Annotated in this window: 22 protein-coding genes and 1 tRNA gene; 13 read left to right on the top strand and 10 right to left on the bottom strand. The window is 58.1% G+C overall.

Annotated features, from left to right (window positions below; genetic code table 11):
* Positions 1 to 546: a dTDP-4-dehydrorhamnose 3,5-epimerase family protein gene (locus FJ978_RS07400; protein ID WP_140571369.1), complete on the bottom strand. Its 546-nt coding sequence runs from the start codon at positions 544 to 546 to the stop codon at positions 1 to 3.
* A 157-nt stretch (positions 547 to 703) separates the two neighbouring features.
* Positions 704 to 1,219, bottom strand: coding sequence for an outer membrane protein assembly factor BamE (locus tag FJ978_RS07395; protein ID WP_140571367.1), 516 nt, complete (start codon positions 1,217 to 1,219; stop codon positions 704 to 706).
* A gap of 114 nt (positions 1,220 to 1,333) precedes the next feature.
* On the opposite strand from FJ978_RS07395, the gene FJ978_RS07390 reads away from it, so the two are divergent.
* The 7 genes from FJ978_RS07390 (at position 1,334) to FJ978_RS07360 (ending at position 6,174) form a co-directional block, all read left to right on the top strand.
* Positions 1,334 to 1,882 (top strand): ubiquinol-cytochrome C chaperone family protein, encoded by a 549-nt coding sequence (locus tag FJ978_RS07390; protein ID WP_140571365.1) that lies wholly within the window; start codon positions 1,334 to 1,336, stop codon positions 1,880 to 1,882.
* The gene (locus FJ978_RS07385; RefSeq protein ID WP_140571363.1) at positions 1,879 to 2,427 is read left to right on the top strand and encodes a DUF177 domain-containing protein; all 549 of its coding nucleotides are present in this window, start codon (positions 1,879 to 1,881) and stop codon (positions 2,425 to 2,427) included. The genes FJ978_RS07390 and FJ978_RS07385 overlap by 4 nt, the downstream gene beginning before the upstream one ends.
* A gap of 113 nt (positions 2,428 to 2,540) precedes the next feature.
* The gene (plsX, locus tag FJ978_RS07380) at positions 2,541 to 3,611 is read left to right on the top strand and encodes a phosphate acyltransferase PlsX (RefSeq protein ID WP_140571361.1); all 1,071 of its coding nucleotides are present in this window, start codon (positions 2,541 to 2,543) and stop codon (positions 3,609 to 3,611) included.
* Between the two features lie 9 nt (positions 3,612 to 3,620).
* Positions 3,621 to 4,592: a beta-ketoacyl-ACP synthase III gene (locus FJ978_RS07375; protein WP_140571359.1), complete on the top strand. Its 972-nt coding sequence runs from the start codon at positions 3,621 to 3,623 to the stop codon at positions 4,590 to 4,592.
* A 102-nt stretch (positions 4,593 to 4,694) separates the two neighbouring features.
* Positions 4,695 to 5,018, top strand: a complete 324-nt coding sequence (locus FJ978_RS07370; protein WP_010915609.1) for an integration host factor subunit alpha — start codon at positions 4,695 to 4,697, stop codon at positions 5,016 to 5,018.
* Between the two features lie 226 nt (positions 5,019 to 5,244).
* Positions 5,245 to 5,784 (top strand): MerR family transcriptional regulator, encoded by a 540-nt coding sequence (locus FJ978_RS07365; protein WP_013895974.1) that lies wholly within the window; start codon positions 5,245 to 5,247, stop codon positions 5,782 to 5,784.
* Between the two features lie 87 nt (positions 5,785 to 5,871).
* Positions 5,872 to 6,174, top strand: coding sequence for a hypothetical protein (locus FJ978_RS07360; protein ID WP_140571357.1), 303 nt, complete (start codon positions 5,872 to 5,874; stop codon positions 6,172 to 6,174).
* A 215-nt stretch (positions 6,175 to 6,389) separates the two neighbouring features.
* Here FJ978_RS07360 and FJ978_RS07355 read toward each other — a convergent pair whose 3' ends face one another.
* Positions 6,390 to 6,590: a hypothetical protein gene (locus FJ978_RS07355; protein ID WP_140571355.1), complete on the bottom strand. Its 201-nt coding sequence runs from the start codon at positions 6,588 to 6,590 to the stop codon at positions 6,390 to 6,392.
* A gap of 197 nt (positions 6,591 to 6,787) precedes the next feature.
* The gene (locus FJ978_RS07350) at positions 6,788 to 7,360 is read right to left on the bottom strand and encodes a hypothetical protein (RefSeq protein WP_140571353.1); all 573 of its coding nucleotides are present in this window, start codon (positions 7,358 to 7,360) and stop codon (positions 6,788 to 6,790) included.
* Between the two features lie 313 nt (positions 7,361 to 7,673).
* Here FJ978_RS07350 and FJ978_RS07345 point away from each other — a divergent pair, with 313 nt between their 5' ends.
* Together FJ978_RS07345 and FJ978_RS07340 are read left to right on the top strand one after the other, a co-directional pair.
* Complete coding sequence (locus FJ978_RS07345; protein WP_013895970.1) at positions 7,674 to 7,958, top strand: helix-turn-helix transcriptional regulator; 285 nt, start codon at positions 7,674 to 7,676, stop codon at positions 7,956 to 7,958.
* A 148-nt stretch (positions 7,959 to 8,106) separates the two neighbouring features.
* The gene (locus FJ978_RS07340; RefSeq protein ID WP_140571351.1) at positions 8,107 to 8,568 is read left to right on the top strand and encodes a YbaK/EbsC family protein; all 462 of its coding nucleotides are present in this window, start codon (positions 8,107 to 8,109) and stop codon (positions 8,566 to 8,568) included.
* 113 nt (positions 8,569 to 8,681) lie between these two features.
* Here the strand turns inward: FJ978_RS07340 and FJ978_RS07335 are convergent, their stop codons facing one another.
* The 3 genes from FJ978_RS07335 to FJ978_RS07325 form a co-directional block, all read right to left on the bottom strand.
* On the bottom strand, positions 8,682 to 9,431 hold the full coding sequence (locus FJ978_RS07335) for an outer membrane beta-barrel protein (protein ID WP_224730403.1): 750 nt from the start codon (positions 9,429 to 9,431) through the stop codon (positions 8,682 to 8,684).
* A 752-nt stretch (positions 9,432 to 10,183) separates the two neighbouring features.
* A tRNA-Pro gene (locus FJ978_RS07330) sits at positions 10,184 to 10,260 on the bottom strand.
* A 324-nt stretch (positions 10,261 to 10,584) separates the two neighbouring features.
* Positions 10,585 to 11,715, bottom strand: a complete 1,131-nt coding sequence (locus tag FJ978_RS07325; RefSeq protein ID WP_140571347.1) for a hypothetical protein — start codon at positions 11,713 to 11,715, stop codon at positions 10,585 to 10,587.
* Between the two features lie 383 nt (positions 11,716 to 12,098).
* Here FJ978_RS07325 and FJ978_RS07320 point away from each other — a divergent pair, with 383 nt between their 5' ends.
* The 3 genes from FJ978_RS07320 to FJ978_RS07305 all read left to right on the top strand — a co-directional run bounded on the left by FJ978_RS07320 (position 12,099) and on the right by FJ978_RS07305 (position 15,252).
* On the top strand, positions 12,099 to 12,509 hold the full coding sequence (locus tag FJ978_RS07320) for an XRE family transcriptional regulator (protein ID WP_140571345.1): 411 nt from the start codon (positions 12,099 to 12,101) through the stop codon (positions 12,507 to 12,509).
* Between the two features lie 184 nt (positions 12,510 to 12,693).
* Complete coding sequence (locus FJ978_RS07310; protein ID WP_140571341.1) at positions 12,694 to 13,044, top strand: hypothetical protein; 351 nt, start codon at positions 12,694 to 12,696, stop codon at positions 13,042 to 13,044.
* A gap of 228 nt (positions 13,045 to 13,272) precedes the next feature.
* Positions 13,273 to 15,252, top strand: coding sequence for a hypothetical protein (locus FJ978_RS07305; RefSeq protein WP_140571339.1), 1,980 nt, complete (start codon positions 13,273 to 13,275; stop codon positions 15,250 to 15,252).
* A 348-nt stretch (positions 15,253 to 15,600) separates the two neighbouring features.
* On the opposite strand, the gene FJ978_RS07300 is transcribed toward FJ978_RS07305, so the two are convergent.
* From FJ978_RS07300 to FJ978_RS07290, 3 genes are all read right to left on the bottom strand, one after another.
* The gene (locus tag FJ978_RS07300; RefSeq protein ID WP_140571337.1) at positions 15,601 to 16,083 is read right to left on the bottom strand and encodes an exonuclease domain-containing protein; all 483 of its coding nucleotides are present in this window, start codon (positions 16,081 to 16,083) and stop codon (positions 15,601 to 15,603) included.
* Between the two features lie 359 nt (positions 16,084 to 16,442).
* Positions 16,443 to 17,138, bottom strand: a complete 696-nt coding sequence (locus FJ978_RS07295) for a hypothetical protein (RefSeq protein WP_140571335.1) — start codon at positions 17,136 to 17,138, stop codon at positions 16,443 to 16,445.
* A 61-nt stretch (positions 17,139 to 17,199) separates the two neighbouring features.
* A complete protein-coding gene (locus FJ978_RS07290) occupies positions 17,200 to 18,630 on the bottom strand; it encodes an ADP-ribosylglycohydrolase family protein (protein WP_140571333.1) in 1,431 nt (476 codons plus the stop codon).
* A gap of 98 nt (positions 18,631 to 18,728) precedes the next feature.
* On the opposite strand from FJ978_RS07290, the gene FJ978_RS07285 reads away from it, so the two are divergent.
* Positions 18,729 to 18,995: a hypothetical protein gene (locus FJ978_RS07285; protein ID WP_140571331.1), complete on the top strand. Its 267-nt coding sequence runs from the start codon at positions 18,729 to 18,731 to the stop codon at positions 18,993 to 18,995.
* Positions 18,996 to 20,157 lie beyond the last annotated feature (1,162 nt).

The following is a 20,157-nucleotide window of genomic DNA, read 5'->3' as shown; positions in this document are numbered from 1 at the left end:
CTACACCAGCTTGTAGGGGATGTGTTCGGTGTCCGGCGGCAGGCGCCAGTGGTCCGGCGCGTCATAGGCATAGGCCTTGTCGACCAGATTGAGCAGCATGGCCGTCTCCGGCCCGAGCGCGGTCACACCGTGCCACACGCCCGGCGGGATGATGACAATCGCCGGGCGCAACGCACCGACGATCTTGTGCCAGACGGCGCCGAAACTGGGGGAGGCCTTTCGGCCGTCATAGAGCGATATGCGGACACTGCCGGCACAGCAGAACAGCCGATCCAGCGTCACATTGTGTGCGTGCCAGCCCGTCACCGCGCCGGGATACATCGTGCGCTGAAACACCTGGCCGACGGGCAATTGATCGAGCTCCCACTCGTCCCGGAAGACCTCGGTCAAATAGCCGTTGGACGTTGCGACCGGCCGAATTTCCTTGATCCTGACGCCATCGATCGTTGGTGGGTCGATGGCAAGCCAGTCGGATGTCACGGTTTGACGGTCAGGCGAACCGGTGGCCATCCAGCCATCCGGCCTTGCATGATCATTGCCACTCATTTCGAAGCCCCCAGCACCGGCAGCTTTGATAGGGTTTCGCCCTATCGCTGGCAAGCCGGACCGTCCCTGACCAAAACAAAAACCCGCAGGATCGCTCCCGCGGGCTTTTGGTCGCCTGAGATGGTGCTGCCCTCCAAGGGAAGGCAGGATCTGAAGATCAGGGAGTACCGCCGCCGGGAATGCCGGGCGCCAGCTTGCTGGCGCCGTTGATGATCTGGCTGAGGAAGTTCTGGTCCTTGCCGCCAGTCGGCGTCGTGCGGGAGATGAAGTCGAAAACCTTGCCATCCTTCAAGCCGTAATTGGCGATCTGGGTGACGCGGCCGTCATCGCCGAAATAGACCGCCAGCACTTTCTGGTCGATCAGTCTCGGCTTGTCGAAGGCGACATAGCGTTTGCGGGTTTGCGAGATGTAGTAAAACGCCTCATTGTCGAAAGTGGCCGTGGTCGACGGCGTGCCAAGCGCCAGAAGCACCTGCTCGCGGCTGGACCCGACGGGCACCGAATCGACCGCCTGCTGATCGTAGACATACCCTTGCGTCAGCGTCTCGCTCGGGCTGAGATCGCCGATCATCTTGCTGGTGTGGCATGCCGACAATGCCGAAACGACAAGCAGCAGCGAGATCGCGCCGGCGGGCCCGGAAGTGAAGGTCGACTTGAAATTCAGCGCGCGCAACAACAATTCTCCATTACATCGCCGCAACTTGCGCTGGGCCGCAAAACCGGTAAACCAGCTTGCTTGCCGTTGCAACAAGGCCAATTCAACAAACGGTCCCCGGAGACCATCCCCATGTTCCAGCGCCTTTTTGGCCGCGAACGCCACGCCAACCGCGCTATCACCGACGCGCTTTACGCACAAATCGTGGCGGCGGCGCGGCAGACTGCATTTTATTCCGATTGGAATGTGCCGGATACGCCGCTCGGCCGGTTCGAGATGCTTTCGCTGCACATGTTCCTGTTCCAGCATCGGTTGCGCGGCGAGGATGGCGTGGGCCAAGAGGTCGCGCAGGTGCTGATCGACGAGTTCTTCCTAGACGTCGATCATTCGCTGCGCGAACTGGGCATTGGTGACGTCGGTGTGCCCAAACGCATGAAGAAACTGGCCAAGATGTATTATGGCCGCACCGCCGCCTATGACGATGCGCTGGAGAGAAACGATCACGACGGGCTGACCGCGGCACTTGCCCGCAATATCCAGCCCGATGCCGGCTCGTGGCCGCAGGCATCGCAACTGGCCAACTATGTCGCCGGCGCCCGTCGGCAACTGGCCGCGCAGCCGTCCGAATCAATCGTTTCCGGCACTGTGTTTTTTCCGCTCGCAAGCGAGGTTGATCGATGAAACATGCCGATCCGCAAAGCCCGGTTTCCTTCCGCGCAAATGTCGCCCGTCTGCCGCAGAAGGGGCTGCCCGTGGTGATCGAGGCCGACGCGGCGCAGCGCGCTGCGCTCGCCGAGCAGCACGGGCTGCTGTCCGTCGAAGCCTATCGCGCCGAACTCCTGGTCGTCTCCTGGAAGCGCAATGGCGTGAAGGTCAGCGGCCGTGTCGAGGCCGACATTACCCAGGCCTGCATCGTCACCCTCGAGCCCGTCGAGGCCCATATCGATGAGCCGGTCGAGGCACTGTTGCTGCCCGAGGACTCCAAGCTTGGACGGCAGGGATTCGAAGGCGGCGGCGAAATACTGCTCGATGCGGACGGACCGGACAGTCCCGAAACGTTTTCCGGCGACACCATCGATGTCGGGGCTCTCGCCGAACAGTTCTTCGGCCTGGCGATCGACCCCTATCCGCGCAAGTCGGGCGCAGCGCTGGATGCCGCCGGCGATACCGAACCGGAGGAGAATGAATTTCAGCAAAAACTGCGATCCTTGCTGGGAAAATCCTGAAAACCGCGACGGCGACGGAAAAGTCGGTTGTGTGAAAACCCAAAACCGCTATTTTCGCCGAACCTTTGCGGCCACTAAAGCGACCTGCCGCATAACCGTGAGATGAATACCGCGTGATCAGGATTTCCATCGATGCCATGGGCGGCGATCACGGACCAGCCGTGGTCATTCCGGCGCTCATGACGGTCGCGACTCGCCGTCCCGACATCCGTTTCGTCATCTACGGGCGTGAGGAGTTGGTGCGCCCCGAACTGGCCAAATTTCCCAAGCTGGCCGAGGTCAGCGAGTTCATCCACTGCGAAATCGCGGTCAGGATGGACGACAAGCCAAGCCAGGCGTTGCGCCATGGCCGCTGGAAGTCGTCGATGTGGAAGGCGGTCGAAGCGGTCAAGTCGGGCGCCGCGGACGCCTGCATCTCCGCCGGCAACACCGGTGCGCTGATGGCGATGTCGAAATTCTGCCTGCGCACCATGGCCACCATCGATCGCCCGGCGATCGCGGCATTGTGGCCGACATTGCGCGGTGAAAGCGTGGTTCTGGACGTTGGCGCCACCATTGGCGCCGATGCGCAACAGCTCATTGATTTTGCCATTCTGGGCACCGGCATGGCGCGCTCCGTGTTCGGCATTGCCCGGCCGACGGTTGGCCTGCTCAATGTCGGCGTGGAAGAGATCAAGGGCCAGGAAGAGGTCAAGGAAGCGGGACGCATGCTGCGCGAGGCCAACATGGCCTCGATGAACTATCATGGCTTCGTCGAAGGCGACGACATCGGCAAAGGTACGGTCGACGTGGTGGTGACGGAGGGCTTCGCCGGCAATATCGCGCTGAAGACGGCGGAAGGCACCGCTCGCCAGATCGCAGGTTATCTGCGCGCCGCCATGAGCCGCACCCTGATGGCCAAGATCGGCTACGTCTTCGCCAAGGGCGCCTTCGATCGGCTGCGCGAAAAGATGGATGTCGGCCGCTCCAATGGCGGCGTTTTCCTGGGTCTGAGCGGCATCGTCGTCAAAAGCCATGGCGGTGCTGATTCGGACGGGTTCGCCGCCGCGATCGAACTCGGCTATGACATGGTCCGCAACAATCTGCTCGACCGCATCGAGGCCGACCTGGACCTGTTTCATGCGCGCAACCCGCATGCCCTGACATCTAGGAAATCCGACGTCGTTATCGACGCGAAGGAATAGGAAAGAACTTTGATCAGATCAGTCGTGCGCGGCACCGGTGCCGCGCTGCCCCACCGCATCATGAAGAATGCCGATTTCGAAGGCATGGTCGAAACCTCGGACGAGTGGATCGCCCAGCGCACCGGCATCCGCCAGCGCCATATCGCGGCCGACGACGAGACGACGGCGTCCCTGGGTGAGGCCGCGGCGCGCGCGGCACTGGCCGATGCCGGGCTGACGCCGGACGACATCGACCTGATCGTGCTGGCGACCTCGACGCCCAACAACACATTCCCTGCCACCGCGGTCGACATCCAGAACCGGCTTGGCATGCATCACGGCTTTGCCTTCGACATGCAGGCGGTGTGCTCCGGCTTTGTCTATGCGGTGACGACGGCCGATCTCTACATCCGTGGCGGCCTGGCCAAGCACGTGCTGGTGATCGGCTCGGAGACTTTTTCGCGCATTCTCGACTGGAGCGATCGCTCGACCTGCGTGCTGTTCGGCGACGGCGCCGGCGCGCTGGTTCTGGAAGCCGGGGAGGGCAGCGGCACGATCGCCGATCGCGGCGTTCTGGCGGCCAGCCTGCGCTCCGACGGGGCGCACAAGGACAAGCTTTTTGTCGACGGCGGCCCATCGACCACGGGAACGGTCGGCCACCTCCGCATGGAAGGCCGCGAAGTCTTCAAGCATGCGGTCGGCATGATCACCGACGTCATCGAGGCGACCTTCTCGGACGCCGGCATCACGGCCGCCGACCTGGATTGGTTCGTGCCGCATCAGGCCAATAAACGAATTATTGACGCTTCCGCCAGGAAGCTCGGGATAGATGACCAAAAAGTGGTGGTTACCGTCGATTTGCACGGTAACACCTCGGCTGCTTCCGTACCGCTGGCGTTGTCGGTGGCCGTTGCCGATGGCCGCATCAAGAAGGGTGACCTCGTGCTCCTGGAAGCGATGGGCGGCGGCTTCACCTGGGGCGCTGTTCTGGTTCGTTGGTAAGTTGCCAAACGGTCCGGTTTCGGTCCTTGACCTTGCCGGATCAATTACTTAGGCTCTGCGGCTGTTGTGCCGATTTTATGTTTGAACTGATGGGACGGTCGCATGGGGGGAAAGACACTTACGCGCGCCGACCTTGCCGAGGCCGTCTACCGAAAGGTCGGTCTGTCGCGGACTGAATCCGCGGAGCTTGTCGAAGCGGTGCTGGATGAAATCTGCGAAGCCATCGTTCGTGGCGAGACGGTGAAATTATCGTCATTCGCGACATTCCATGTCCGCTCCAAGAACGAGCGTATCGGGCGCAATCCCAAGACGGGTGAAGAGGTGCCGATCCTGCCGCGCCGGGTGATGACCTTCAAGTCGTCGAACGTGCTGAAGAACCGCATCCTGCGTTCTCACCAGAACAGCAAGGCCAAGGGCGGCAAGTAGGCCTCCCAAGGTGCGTCCATTGTGCGGTTGAAAACCGGCCCCGGCATGACACCGGGCTTGAATATTGTTTCACAAACCGCTGAAATAAGACCCGATTCGGCAGCATGGCCGGATTGGTGTTCTGCGTAAGATCCATTCCGCGCAAACGGAATGAGCTTTCTCTTGGTTGAGCGTGATCCCGTCTGAAGACCGTTCCGGATCACGCTCCAGCGTGAGGATTTCGCCCATGGACAAGAGCCCTGACGCCTTCCGTACCATCAGCGAGGTCGCCGAAGATCTCGACCTGCCACAGCATGTGCTGCGTTTCTGGGAGACGCGCTTCAACCAGATCAAGCCGATGAAGCGTGGCGGCGGCCGCCGCTACTACCGCCCGCAGGACGTCGAACTGATCAAGGGCATCCGTCACATGCTCTATGACCAGGGCTACACGATCAAAGGCGTGCAGAAGCTGCTGCGCGAAAACGGCAATCATTTCCTGGTCGCCATCGGCAATGGCGACATGGCCGCCGTCGAGGCGATCTCGCAACGCAAGCAGGCCGACCAGGTGCCGTTGACGCCGGCGGCGCAGCCACGCGGCGGGGACGATGAACTGGTTGGGCAGCCAAGGGTCAAGCCCAGCCGGCGCTTTTTCGGCCTCGGCAAGGGCGATGAGGAAGGTCCGGTCCAGCCGGATGCGTCGAAACTCTCGCGCGACAACCGAGCGCTGCTTCAGGAGGCGCTGTTCGACCTCCTGGAATGCAAACGCCTGCTCGACCAGGTGCGCTGACCGGCGCACGAAGGCTCCGGTGCGCAAACCGGAACCCGTCTGCGGGTGAGGCGTTACGTTTCCTTCTGCAAATGAAGGAAGCACGTCATGGCATCGTTCTCGACCCTTTCGGATATTGACCTCGACAGGCAGGTCGAGGCTCTCTCCAGGGAATTGGCAGCGCTGAAAAAGGCCGTCTCCAGGCGGAGCGGCGCCTACTACGAAGACGGTCGTGACGCCGCGCTCGACACCTATTCAGATCTGGCCGGACGCCTGCGCGATGCCATGCCGGCGATCCGCAAGCAGGGCAGGGCGATCGAAAAGTCGGCCCGTGACCATCCGGCGGCGGCCGCGGCGGTCGGTCTTGTGGTGCTCGGCCTGGTTGCCAGCCTGCTGTTCAGCCGGCGCTGAGGCGCGTCCCTGCGAGCCGAGCGCAAAGCGCGTCGGCATAGAGGGCCACGGCACCTTTGTGGCGCCGCCGCAGGACGCGGATCGGTCGAACCGCCAGAGCCGCCCGATCTGGCCGGCGAACGCCGGACCGATACGGCCCGCAATCGAGCCTCTTGAATCAGGAGAAGACCAGCCTTGAACAGGGAAGCCAAGGCCGGTCTTCTCATTGGCAATCCTTAGGCCTTGTTGCCCATCTTCTTCATGTGGTGGTGGTGATGATGGTGGTGATGGTAGCGATGGTGGTGGCGATGATGATGGTGATGACGATGATGATGCCTTGCCATCGTGGCCGCATCCGCGCTCGTTGCACCGATCACCGGCACCGTGAAAGCAAGCGCGACTGCAAGCCCGAGGGCCGAGAGGAGGGACTTCTTCATGGATCGTTTCCTTCTTTTCGCAGGCAGGTATGAAACGGGCCGACAACCCGACCGCCGCGATGGCGATTACGCTCCTCGATTTTTTCGTCAGTATTTCCCGATTGTAGAATTTTGTTTCTGGACTATTTCCGGGAAATCCAGGCTTTTCGCCGTCTTCATCCCGCAGGCCAAAAGCCGCGTTTTGCCGCGGGTTTCCACTACATCGGCGGTACCACGCCTTTGTTTCCCACCACGACGCGGCTGGAGCTCAGTGTGCCGTTGGCCTCGCGCTGCGCGGTGACGAAGACCGTTGCGCCTGGCTTGAGATCGGTCGGCGTGGCCGGGGCGAAGGTCACGACAGGCGTGCTGTCGGGTATCGAGATCTTCTTGGTCTGCCCATTGTCGTAGGTCAGCGTGACGGCTCGTCCGTTGATGTCGGTGACGTCGGCGACGGTGCCGTTGGTCATGCGGCTGTTCGGCTGCAGGTCCCATGGCCGATCACCCTCGCCGGTGCCCTTCAGGGCTGCCGGAAAGACCACCACTTCCAGCGCGCCGCTGCCGCCATCCGCCTTCGAGACGGAGGCGATGCCGAGGAAGTCGCCCTGTTTGATGTCCTTCATGGAGGCGCTGGTGACGCCTGAAACCTTCCAGCCGGCATTGAGCTTGATCGCCGAGGTTTCACCCTGGCGGGTTTTCACCGTGAGCAGCGATGGTTCGAAACTGATGACCGTGCCGCGCACGCGCAGCGCGTCCGCTGCCTGGGCGGCAGCCACGCCGGCGCCGGAAAGCATGGAAATCGTGCCGAGCACGAGGAGGCTGGCCAGGAAAAGGCTGGCCAGGAAAAGGCTAGCAGGAGCCGATCGGCTTTCACGCCGGCAACGCCAGGACAACGAATGGGCGTGGCCAAAATGCCGAGCAAAGGATGCTTCGGCATTCAAAACAACTTGATCGGGACGAGGTGGCCGGGACGCAGTGCGGACCCTTGGTTCACGATAGCGTGACGGTCTTTTTGGGACTTGGCAAATCGCCGCCGAGCGGGCATCTTCCCATCGTCTCAGGCAACATCCCATTTTGATCAAACTCTTTCAGCCAACGGAGTTGCCAATGCCCAAAAATGCAAAAAGCCATGCCCTCTCCGAACCGTTAGCCAATGAGATCGGGCAAGATTACAGTGCCCTCAAGGCCATGCGGGAAACCCGCGGATACAGTTTGGAAGAGCTTTCCCTGACGTGCGGCCTGTCGGTCGACGAAATCGAGGACATCGAGAACGGCAGGGCAGCCGATCCGGCGAAGCTGCGTCGTATTGCGTCCGCGCTTCGGCTTCCTCCGGACACTCTCATTGCTTCGGCAGCCAGCACGCCGGCCGCACAAGGCCGGCCCCTGGCATAAGCCAGTACCAGGCATGCCCGAAAAACCCGCCAAGGCCCCTTGGCGGGTTTTTTGCTGACGCCACGGGTTTTGCCACCGGCCAGGCTTGCCGACTTGCAAATCGCACGTGTTTATACGCGCGGCATCCTTGAACCCTGAGGTTTTCGATATGAGCCTGAAATCCGTTCGTGCGTTCTTCGCCGCTCATGCGCCCGATATCGAGGTCATCGTCACGGAAGCGAGTTCGGCGACCGTGACGCTGGCGGCGCAGGCGCATGGCGTGTTGCCGGCGCAGATCGCCAAGACGATCTGCCTTCGCGTCGGCGACCGCACCATGCTGGTCGTGACCAGCGGCATCGCAAGGTTGGACAACCGCAAATTCAAGGACCAGTTCGCCGGCAAGCCGCGCATGCTGGACGCGGAGGAAGTTGTCGCCGCTACGAGCCATCCGGTCGGTGGCGTCTGCCCGTTCGGCCTGCCGGCGCCCCTGCCGGTCTATTGCGACGTATCGCTGCGCGAGTTCGACGAGGTTGTCCCCGCCGCCGGCGCCACCAACGCGGCGGTACGGATTGCGCCGCGGAGGATGGTCGAGCTTACCGGTGCTGAATGGGTGGATGTCTGCCAGGGGTAGGGTCGCGACGGGCTGAGCTGTCGCCCTAATCGACCAATGGCGTCATGAAAACCAAATACGAATAGGGGAGCTCCTTGCGGGCTCCCCGTGACGCCTGAAGCTCAAACGGCTAACTACTGACGCATTCCGAACTTGTAGGTTAGCCTGGCCATCACGGCATCGACCTTTGCCTTGGTGCGATACGTCTCAGGATTGTCACCGAGGTGCCCGTCATCGTAAACGTTGTCGCCCGTGCTCGTCTTATGACCGAGGTCAATGTGGGTGTAGTCCACGCCCAGCGAGAGGTTGTTCGTAAGGGCATAGTCGATGCCGGCGCCGAGCGCATAGCCGTTCTGCCACTCATTCTTCTCGTAGGACACGAGAGCGTCATTGTCTCGGGCGCGGAAATCCACCTTGCCGCCGGCATAGCCCGCCTTCGCGTAAATCAGCACGCGATCGAAGGCGTAGCCGACACGGCCAACGATCGTGGCATAATTCGAGATCTTGGCGGTCTCGGTGTCACTGTCCGAATAATAGGGGCTCGTGATGGTTTTGCGGATGCCCGTTGCCGTCCAGGTCGCCTCGCCGCCCAGAACGAATTGCCCCCACTGCCATTGCGCGCCCGCATGGATACCCCCGGCTACGCCGGCTTTGTTGAAGTCAAAGCCCTCTGTTCCGGCCGGAACGAGCTCGGTGAAAAAGCCGCCGTTTGGCTCGGTCATGTCCGTCGCCGTGATGTCACCATTGGCAACGCCGATATGGCCGCCAGCATAGAAACCGTTCCAGTCATAGGCCGACCCCGCAACCGGGGCCACCACGTCCGCTGCTGAGGCAGTGCTTGCCGACAGGGCGGCAACAGCGAAAACTGCTAAGAACTTATTCACGTATTTCTCCCAGCCCAAGTAATTCCCCCGTCCATGACAATAGCCGGGACGGTGTAAAAAGTATGTGACCTTTTTGCAACTAGCTGTATTTTGCCTTGGCCCAATCTTCCATCGATCACTGTGCCTACACTGACCTGACACTTCCAGGCGCAAATCGAGCCCAGTAAAGGGCTCGTAGAGCGCTCGGCTCCGAAATCCGCATATCAGTCAACGGGCCAGATCTTCACCAGTAGAGCGATTCCTTGAGGAAGATGTCAGGTGTGCGGTTTTCATTCGGGCATGAAAAAGCCCGCACCCAAAGCCGAGGCGCCTTTCCCGGCGGAAAAGACAAAACGAAGGGGCTTGCGTCGCATGCATTGCCACTCGGGCTCGAGTCGCCGACAATGACTGGCGTGCCGTTTACGACGGCGATTTCGTCGAAACTGACATACTCGTTTGTGTGTATGACTTTTCCATCGACTGATAGCTGATCCTGAGTTTGATCAACCTTGTTCTTCAGTATCGAAATGTCATGTCCGAACGCACGGAGTTCCCCACCAGAGGCGGCTGCAGTTCGATGCACCATGGAATATGCACGCCAGAGTAGCGCGACAGATCACCATCTCGAATCTCCCTACATACCCGTCGATGGTCGCAGGAAACACTCGGAAATCAATGAAAGAGCTCAAAGCAGCTCTTTTACTCCATCAGTCATCCTGCGAAGTACGCCGGAACTGAGAGTAGGACTTTGGGGGCAAGTCCTTGTTCTAAAATGGTCGGAGTGGCCGGATTCGAACCGACGACCCCTTGACCCCCAGTCAAGTGCGCTACCGGGCTGCGCTACACTCCGGACCGCGCAAAGCCCTATAATCTCAAGGGGTGTAGCGCAAGAGCCTTATCGGAACAAAATCGGCGAAATTAGAACAAATGGTGTTTCGGTGTGGGTTTCGAGACCAAAAGTCACACCGAAAATCACACCGGATGTTCATGATTTGTCCTTCTTGATTGAGACTGGGCCGACCACGCGACCGGCCAATTCCGCAAGCAGCTAGCATGGGCTTCCCGACGATGGTTGTTCCGGTTGGCCGGCTCGTTGATTTCCGGTGCTCCCTGGAGGCGCTAGATAGGCGCCACTGTGGCTCTCTCAACGGCACGTCCCGCAAACAGCAAGTCCCTATTTGTCAGGATACTGCCACCTCATTCTGAGGGCGTCTTCTTCGCTAAGGAGGACGGGCAACTCACCATTGAGCGGGTCCTTTCGCGCAACGTAGTTCTCTGCCCAAGCGATCCATCCTAGAGTTTGAACGTCTTGCCCGGACCCTCGAACCAGCCGGCTCTTCACGGCTTCGATGTAACCATGGAGCACCAGGGCCTCTTGATGTGCGGATGCCTGTTCCTTGAAGATCCTTCCGCGAACTCGATCAATCGCTTCTAGCCGCTCTCGTTCCTGTCGGCGCTTCTCCTCCTCCGCCCATTTACGCGCTCGCTCCTCGCGCTCAATGCGCCGCTTCTTCAAGGCTGTGGCTGCGCGCTCGATCCCTTCGACAAAGCTCGTTAAGACATCCTCGACCCGTTGACGTTTGCCGTCAGCCCACTTTTGACGGACCCCGAGGTAGGTGGCATTGGTGATCGACAGCTGCAAATGTCCGGACCGCACCTGATCGTGCTCGGGAATAGGTCGGCCATAACTCCGATAGTCGCGAATATCTGCTGCGGTAGGCGTATGCGGGATCGATGCGTATCGTCCCGATAAGGCCAACTCGACATTCTCACCATCGACCACCGCACCACGCTTGCCGTCTATAGCGACGCTCCAAGACCGCTCCAAAATGGCAGCCTTTATCGTTGCAATGAGATTCGCAGCACGAGGGAGGCTTTCTACGCCTATGTCTACTCGTATGAAGCCCGCTCGTTGTCGCACTTCGCCACCCGATGAGGAACGCCGCAGGTCCTTCTGAATTGCGACAGCAATCGGGTCGGTTATCTCGACCGCAACTGCGTCCCGGAGGAGTTGTTCGGAGCCGGCGCCCGAGCTCGCGAGCCTCTGTTCATTGATAACAGGTTCGACTTGGTCGCCTATGAGCACCGTCTGATTTCGCTTAAATTTATTTGTTGGCAGCGCCCGGCGCTTTGGTGGACTGCCGTTGGCGATCTTTCGCCAATAGTGGGGTGGCGGAATTGGTATGTCGTTTGCTCGGCAGATCGCGATGACCGTCCCGGCCGAACTACCGAGATCAGCGGCGACCTCGTCCATTGTCTTGGTCCAGACCAGGTCATGAAGTGAAGTGCGGGTAACGGTTGCCATTCGGCTATGCTCTCAAATCATGGACACAGAGGGTTGAGCGCCTTTGAGGTGCGCCGGCCCTTTATAACGTGCAGCCGCCAATACTGCCGCGTAGATGATGCGCCTGGGCTATTCGAACCTGTCGCCTGTGGCGGATAGGCTACACGCTAACGCCCGTCTCAGAACACGTCGTAGACGAGCTGCAGCCTACCGAATTGCAACCAGTAACCCAGCCGATCCGATGCTCCATAAATTGAAGCGTGTCGCAATTGGGGAAAGCGCCGCTTGGCAAAGTAGCGCCTATAGCGTTTCGCCTTGATCCCTTCCGATTTCACCGTCTGCTGATCGCTATAAAGACACAAGACAGATCATCGAAGATCTGAGTGATACAAGGAAGGTGGATTTTGAATGACTCTAAGAAAAAACCCTACGCCAACACGCGGCTTGCGCAATTTGTTGAAAGGCGAATTCTTGAATTGAAAGCAAGAAAGACACAGTCGACCATCGCCAGCGAGGCCGGATTTGGGCAACACAACATGCTCACGAACATCAAGCTTGGCAATAGCAAGCTTCCACTTGACCGCGTTCCGGGTCTGGCTAAGGCGCTCGAGGTTGATGCTGCCCTCCTCTTTATGATGGCCGTGGAGCAGCTAGGCGGAGACACGACGGAGTTGGCCATTCGTAAAATCTTCGGGACCCTCGTTACCGAAAACGAGACAGCCTGGCTGGAGGAGATCCGCAAAGCGTCAGACTATTCGGATCCGAGCCTCACATCGAGGTCGAGGGCTGCTCTCCGCGGGATCTTCGGCAAATGACGGACGCCGAATGTGAACTCTCTGTTGTCATCCACCAAAGGCTCACCGCAGAGACCTCCATCACGCCAAATGAATTCGCATGGATTGAATTCATCAGACTCGTGAGCGGCGAAACCGACCCAGCTCCGACGTTGGAACGAGTGCAACTGCTTCGGCAAGTGTTCCAGAAATTGACCAATTGCCGATGAGCAAGAAGCCATACCTCAATCCACGATGGCTCGGCGCTTCGATCCCGGAAAAGCACTGGCATTTTCATCGTCAGCTACTCATCCGCTACGGGATCGTTCTTGGGCCAGGCGAGTTCTCGGACATGGTTCGGGACATCAAGACTGGCTATGCCAAGGTGATCGAGAAGCGATCGAAAAGGGTGTCTATCTACTCGGTCAAAATCGAGCGGTTAGGAGAACGGATCTATGTCCTTTCAGATGGGAAGAATATCATCACCGCTTGGCCGCCCGAGAAGCGGCTGAATGAAAAGCGGCGTCAAATGCGGGAGCGAGACAGGTTGACGAACCGAGAGGGCGGTTGCTCCTGAGCGTCGGTGAATTGTATTTTCCTATGCGACCTCGGAATGGGTCGCTCTTACACGGAACTCCCTGACGGGAGACTCCATCCTGCCCTGTCCTAACGCTGCTTGTGCTCAAGGAGCACAGCCGTCACTCATCAGCGGTTTCGCTCAATTGGTATTGGACCGATCCGGTGATATCCCGATTCCAAAAATCTGCTAATACCAGAGAACACGACTCCGGCGCCGGGAGGATGAATGCCGCAACTGCTGAAGCCTGATATGCCCGCCGTCCTCGAGCGCACCCACCTCGCAGGGCACTTCGATGCTTTCATGCTTCCCGTTTACGAAGCCGGGTCAAACTCCATTCATGCGCTGTTGGAGAAGTTTGGCGGAGGCAACATTGCGAACGAAGGCAAACTCACATTCTCGATATCCATTGGGACGACACCCGAGGAGTTTTCGGTCACCGTCTCTGACAACGGAGACGGCCTGAATAAAGATAATTATTTTGCCTTCCGAACACCATTCACGGGGAACAAGCTTAGGCGTGGCGGCAAAGGGTTTGGGCGTTTTATCGCATTCAAGGTGTTTGAAGAGGTGGCCTATTTTTCCAAATCGATGTCGGAGCAGGACGAGCCTGGGACGAGAAGCTTCATCTTCGACATCTTTGCGGCTGAAGAAATTATTGAAACAAAGGGTGGCATTGCCCCGGAGTTCGAGACGGGCTGTGCGGTAACATACCGACAGATCAAACCGGCTTACCGAAATCGGTGGTCCGAATTGACAGAGGAATCGATATTAGACGGCCTCTCAAGCAATTTCCTAACATATCTCGTCGATGGAAGGATGCCGGACACCAAGGTCATTATCGGCGGCAAAGATTACGATTTGAGGTCCCATTTCAAATCGATCTTTAGGCACGAGCAAACGCACAAATTCTCAATCGATTTCGGCGACACGACGTTCGAGTTCAAATGCGATGTGTCTAGGGTGGATAGAGGAAAACCCTTTTCACGCCACACATTGCTGTTTTTTGCTGACAACCGCCTTCTTGGTGCCGGCCGGGCCATAGAAAACAAACTGGGTCGACCGGCGTTCCAGAGATCTGACGGGACCGAGTATGTCGTAATCGCGAGCGTTTCTGGAGCGTTCCTCGATGCCAACGCAAACTTGGCGCGAACCTCGCTTGAGGCCAGTGAAGACCAAGTCGCGGAAATCGTAGACCTTGCTTGCCAAGCCATACTCTCGACTGAGAGTGCGCAACACGAGATCATAAAGGCGGATCAACAAGATGCCGTTCTGTCGCTGCTAACGCGCCACCCACTGCTCCGTTACGCGCTAAGCGGGACTACCGTTGCCGATTATGTTCGATCAAAACCGAATAGTTGGAGGCAAGAGAACTTCGTTTCCGACCTCGCCATTCAACGACTGCGGGAAGAGAGGCGATGGTCGACGTACGTGCAAACGACCATTGCCGATCCAAAGTTGTTCGCCGCACGAAAGGCGCAGCTTCTAGCGCGCGTTTCCGACACTTACCGGGATGCCCTAGCCGAATACATAGTCCACCGAAAAGCTGTAATAGAGATCGCTGATCAACTAAGAGGTGCGGATGACGCGGGCGCGATGACGCGCGAAGACGCTTTTCATCAATTGATGTTCCCTCGGAGAGAGGATTCTGTCTCTACGAAATACTTTCAGCATAACCTCTGGCTGCTCGATGAACGATTAGCGTTTGTCTCCTACATTTCGAGCGACCGAACCTTACACGGCGGCCGGCGGGCGTTGGGGGACAAGGTAACGGATATTGCATTCTATGATGAGTGCTACGTCGCCGGTGGGCAGGGCAATACAAGCGTCGTTATCGTGGAATTCAAGCGCCCAGGCCGGGACGACTATTCATTCGGTCGAGAGGGCCTTGATCCAATCCGTCAAATCCACGATACCGTCGAGCATATCCGCGAACGAAAGTCTTTTGTTACGACGTCAGGGAAGACGATCGATATTCCGGAATCGACTCCGATTACGGCGATCATTGTCGCTGATTTAGAGCCCACCCTGAGACAGCTGGCACGGCGTTATGATTTTGACGAGACTTGGGAGAAAACCGGGCTGTTCAAATACCACGAGGATTTCGATGTTTTCATTGAAGTCATCGGTTTCAACAAATTGATCTCTGATGCCGAGAAGCGGAATGCGGCGTTCTTCGAGATCTTGCTCAATGACATTGGAACCTAATTTTGAAGGTTAGCTAGATCCGGATCCATGGGCAAAAAGGTGCCGAACTTGGCTCTAGAGCGATCAGGTTTTGACTTGGTTTCGGGCTACCCAAGTCAGTTTGGCCTTCCCGCCAGTCAATCAGCCTAGCGAGGTGTTCCCGGAGGATTGCCTGGCGTTTGGAGGACCATCCACTAACATTTCCAGGGCATCCGCGATCTTCTCTTCAAGCGAGGTCCAACGGCCGGTCATCTTGGTCTTCGAATGAATCCTGGCCGCAATGGCACGCGAATAGTCCGCAAGCGTGACGTGAGGCGCCTCAAAGTAAATCAGTCGCCACGAAGCGCGACTTCAAATTGCCCCGAAAAGTCAAGCCGACGCCCTGTAGCTTGTTCGGCCCTTTTCATTGATGGGCCAATTAAATCCTTCCGGGACGACCGTGTGTGCAGCACCCGCAAGTGGCATGATGTCCAATCGCGAATTGCCGCCGGTGTTTGTCAGATAGATCGGTAGGAGGCTCAAATAGAAGGCCCGCCAAAGCAGCTCCTCATCAAAGCTGATCGAGTTATAGCCGACCACGGTCGCGTGAGACCAAGCCGTCAAGACCTCATGAATTCGCCTGCACATCTCGTAGTGCGACGGGATTTGCAAATCGAACAGCTGATCGACACGCACACCAGTGACGACCATGGCGCCTGGCGATGGAACCATGTGTGGGAGCAGCCGGCAACGTATCTCGAAACTGTCGATGACGTTCAGATCATCATCGGTCAGAGCCGCCGCGAACTGCAGTATCTGATCGAAGCATCTGTCAGCGCCGGTGGTCTCGGTGTCGTAGAAGATAAAAGCCATCAGCCGCCCATTCCAGCCAGATCATGCAAGACAATTCGCACATGGAGCAAGGGCGAATGCACCGGACGCGAGGTGCATTGGTTCCTGTCTAGACTGGTGTGGCCGCTCGTTGTCCGTGCCTGCCCACCTAACTGATGACTCTCGCGTCCTGAAAGCTCCAAGCCAATGCGGACGCCAATTACTGCGCGACTCCTGTTTCGAGGACCTGCCGATCGGAATCACCAGGAACCAACCAACATCCCTTAACGGGCAAAACGCCCCAAACATGAAGTCCTAGGAATACCGCGGTCCATCTCTCCGGATGCCTTTTGGCGCCACCAGGATCCGAAAAACGGAAGCGCCTCTCCAAGTGGGTTACGTCAGCACAGTTTCTGGATCATCGCAGCTAAGCGGGCCCATTGGCGATCCTGAGCCTCTGGTCCGCCTGCAAAGAGGGTCGCCAAACCTCCTGTGTGATGAACGCCAAATACGGGGATTGAACCCACCCTAAGCGGCGCCTCTCCTAAAGAACTGGCTATGGATGCGTATCTGCATCCCTGTGAAAATCGTATTGCATTGTAAGCTGATGAGCCGATGCAGAGGACCACGCGCGGCTTAATTATCTCTATCTGTGGCAGTGCATACTCGAAGGCACTTCTGCGCATATCTCTAATATTGATTGTTTCAGTCATATTTCCCGGCTTTATAAAAACGAATGCGTCGGTGGCAAAGGTTTCCTCAAACGTGGTATGCAAGTGTTCTCTTAGGAGTCGGAAAAGATTTTGGTTTGAAGGCAGGCTAGGCGTATATCCAAACTCAAATTGGTCTTGGTCGAACTCACCAGACAGAAAATCCTCTGATGCCCAATCTTGAGCGATCAACATGATCCTAGGTGACAGATTGGAAGCAGTTTTTGACCAAGGCACAACATGGTCATCAAAGTCGAAGGCGCTTCCATGGAAATCGCCGATTTTACTATACGGAACTGTGTAGCCGGACAGAGGGGAGCCAGCAGAGGGCTCACGCCTTTTTCTAACGAGTTCCCTTATTTGGGCAATCTTTCTGCGGTTGGTCATCGATCTTCCCCGGGTCGTGGTTTTCAGGCAGCTCGGTGGGCAACGAAGCGTCTGTGGCTAACTAGGTGAGGCTAGCCTCGAATAACTGGTCGGCCCTGGATTCAAGAAGATCTCGCCAGGCAAGCTTAGTCAGCCAATCCTCGGGTATTCCGGACGCCCCGTAGACGGCGCCCGCAAGCTGGCCGGCGATCGCGGCAGTGGTGTCGGCGTCGTTACCAAGATTGGCGGCGAGCAGAATTGCTGAGCGAAAATCTGTGGTGCGATTGACAGCCCAGAGCGCTGCCTGCAAAGACTCTGAGACAAAGCCGGAACCGTTTATTTCATTGCGGTGCACGCCTCGAAAACCGCCTTCCACCGCATCTGCCTCAGGCCCGGTCAGCAGCTCTGTCAGCGGGTGGCCTTCGATCGCCTTCACCAGCAGGCGAGCGAGAGCACAAGAGGCGTCGATGGTCGGTGGCGAGCCATGCGTGGTGCGCGTCTGCCGCTGGGCGACATCGAGCGCCGCCTCAAGGCTGCGCCAGTGACGAATCGCCACCGGTGAGAGCCTCATAAGGGCCCCGTTACCGGAGGACCTTGGATCCAGGGATCCAGCGTAGGGATCACCAGTGCGACGATAGCGGTCGAGGGCGCCACGCGTAGTGATACCGATGTCAAAGCAGGATCCCGTGCAGGAATAGGCTCCGTCCTTCCACCAGTTGACGAAGCGGTCCATCAGATCGCCTGGGTCGAGCTCTGGATTAGTGTCCAGGCTCTCTGCCAACGCCAGCGCCATCGCGGTGTCATCTGTCCATTCGCCCGGTTCAAGGCCATGCGGACCGCCCCCGATCATGTCTTCGATCAGGGTGAACTCCGGCTTGCTGCTGAATTCGATTGCTGCGCCGACCGCGTCTCCCACGGCGAGGCCAAGCAACGCTCCAATGGCTCGGTCGCGTGTCGTTTCAATATCACGGGAGGGCCGCGCGTCTTCGACCTGTCGGCCTGCCTCGACCCATATCTCTTGAGCTCTAGTCTCGACAGCGTTCGGATGCCGGACCCTGCGAACGATCGCCACAGCCTCTCTCGGATCGGCGCCCAGCTCAACCAACAACCGCGCCGACACCATGCCTGCACGCCCGATCCCACCACGGCAGTGGATGAGCACCCGATTTCCGCGCCTAAGCAAGCCACGCAGTTTGGCTGAATTCCCAGGCCATTCCTTTTCGAAATGGATGTCGGGCACGCCGACATCGACGATCGGCATGTGGAGCCATTCCATGTGCCGGCGGCGCACCTCTTCCCCGAGCCGTTCGACCTGCAACTCCCTAAACTCATGCCCTTCGATCAGGCTCACGACGGCTGCGGCCCCCCACCGAGAGACTTCATTGAGATCGACGTTGAGATCACGCTCGTGCACACCACCGTAGATGCTCGGACCGCGCTTACCCGGCGCCAAAGTGATGCCTATGATCCCTTCGGCAGCGGTGACTTCGTCAATCCTTAACGAGCCTTTCATGTTGTATTTCCTTTCCAGCGAGGAAACCGACCATTACCATTTCCGTTAGACGAGTTTTCTCATCTACCGGGTTTTTCCGAAATAGGATCGCATGGGAAATGGAAAGAGATCGCGTGGAAGAGTATGTCGGCTTTTACTGGACGAGGCGCGTTAACTGGGCGGGATTTCGCGAGCTGCCAAACGATGTGAACCAGGCGGCAAAACTAAGTAAGACGATCAAATATCAGGTTGAAACCGTTCGTGGTTACGTGAAGCAGCAGGGAGGAGCACTTTTTGGAGAATTCGTTTGCATCGACAACGATCCCAAGCAAGCCCCGGTCATGATCGATAAGAAATTGGTCCCTGTGATTGACTTGTGCAAATAGCACGGCTGCTGGTTGGTTTATGTCGATTTCGGAGAAGTTCAGCCGCTTCGACGCACCATAAGAATGCGGGAAATCCTCAGGAACAGCGGCTTGACCGAAATGGGGCTGGAACCGATAGGTCTTCCCCCAGAGAGCCTGGCAGGTTTCAATCCCATTAGGCATTTCCAAGAGTGGCAGGCCACCGATTTCCTCAGCAAGGAGGAACACGTAACCAGAGTAAGGCACGCCTTCGAAGAGGCGTTACTGTGCGTCCCTGAGGGCAGGGGTCGTCCGAAGGCCATCGCGAACTATCTGAACGATCGATCAATTTTGACGATAAGGGGGAACGAGTGGAATCAGTCAAACGTTGAAAAGTTCTTGATGTCGTTCAGTCGCAACTAACCCTCCGGTCCCATCCTGCCCAAGGGTCGCGGAACGCATTGCCTGTCAGCACGCTTGCACCGGCAACCAGCGGGTCAACATATGGCCAGGCATAGTCCACTCTCCACCAGGCCACGGTTGACGCAAGCGCAACCAAATCCTGGTCAATCCTGTAAAGTCATCATCCATAAGATGACAACTGGTTTCCCCTAAGTTTACATCAAGTTGACGAAACCACACCTGATTTTAAAAAAGCGCTCGCACGCAACCAGTTCAAACACACCCGATTTCAAGCACACAAGCTCACCAAACCGATCCGACACACTCCAACGTCTATACTTGCAGCGGCCAGCACCCGAATAGCTTTCAGCGAGCTCCCTGACATAGGCAACGCCAGAACAGACCCGACACCGGCAACGCTAAAGAGCGCAAGGGCTAAATAGCTATTCAACGACAACCACCAGCGAGCACCGGAACCGGATAAACGCTTCCCCATATGAGGCCCAACCAAGCCATCGCGTCCGAGGAGCACCCACAAAGGGCACGCTCAAAGACCAAGGAGCACCGGTGCCAGTGTGCGTGAGCGAATAAATCGGTGGTCAGGATCTCAATAGTTGATTGGTTGAATCCGCGCCTGGGTTCACAACGGCGCTCCGGCACTTCCTTCGGCGCGCCCAACCCATGGCTCACCCCACCGATCCGACATCGGCGGGGGCTCATATGTCACCGTCGCCATGAGCTCCTACAGGCGCACCCAAGGATATGTCGCAACCAACGCATCCCAATTCGTCGCAGCCGCGGG

Source organism: Mesorhizobium sp. B1-1-7 (genome assembly GCF_006442705.1).
GTDB classification, from domain to species: Bacteria; Pseudomonadota; Alphaproteobacteria; order Rhizobiales; family Rhizobiaceae; genus Mesorhizobium; species Mesorhizobium opportunistum.
The sequence above is the reverse complement of the archived record's forward strand: the minus strand, read 5'-3'. Positions and strand labels throughout refer to the sequence as shown.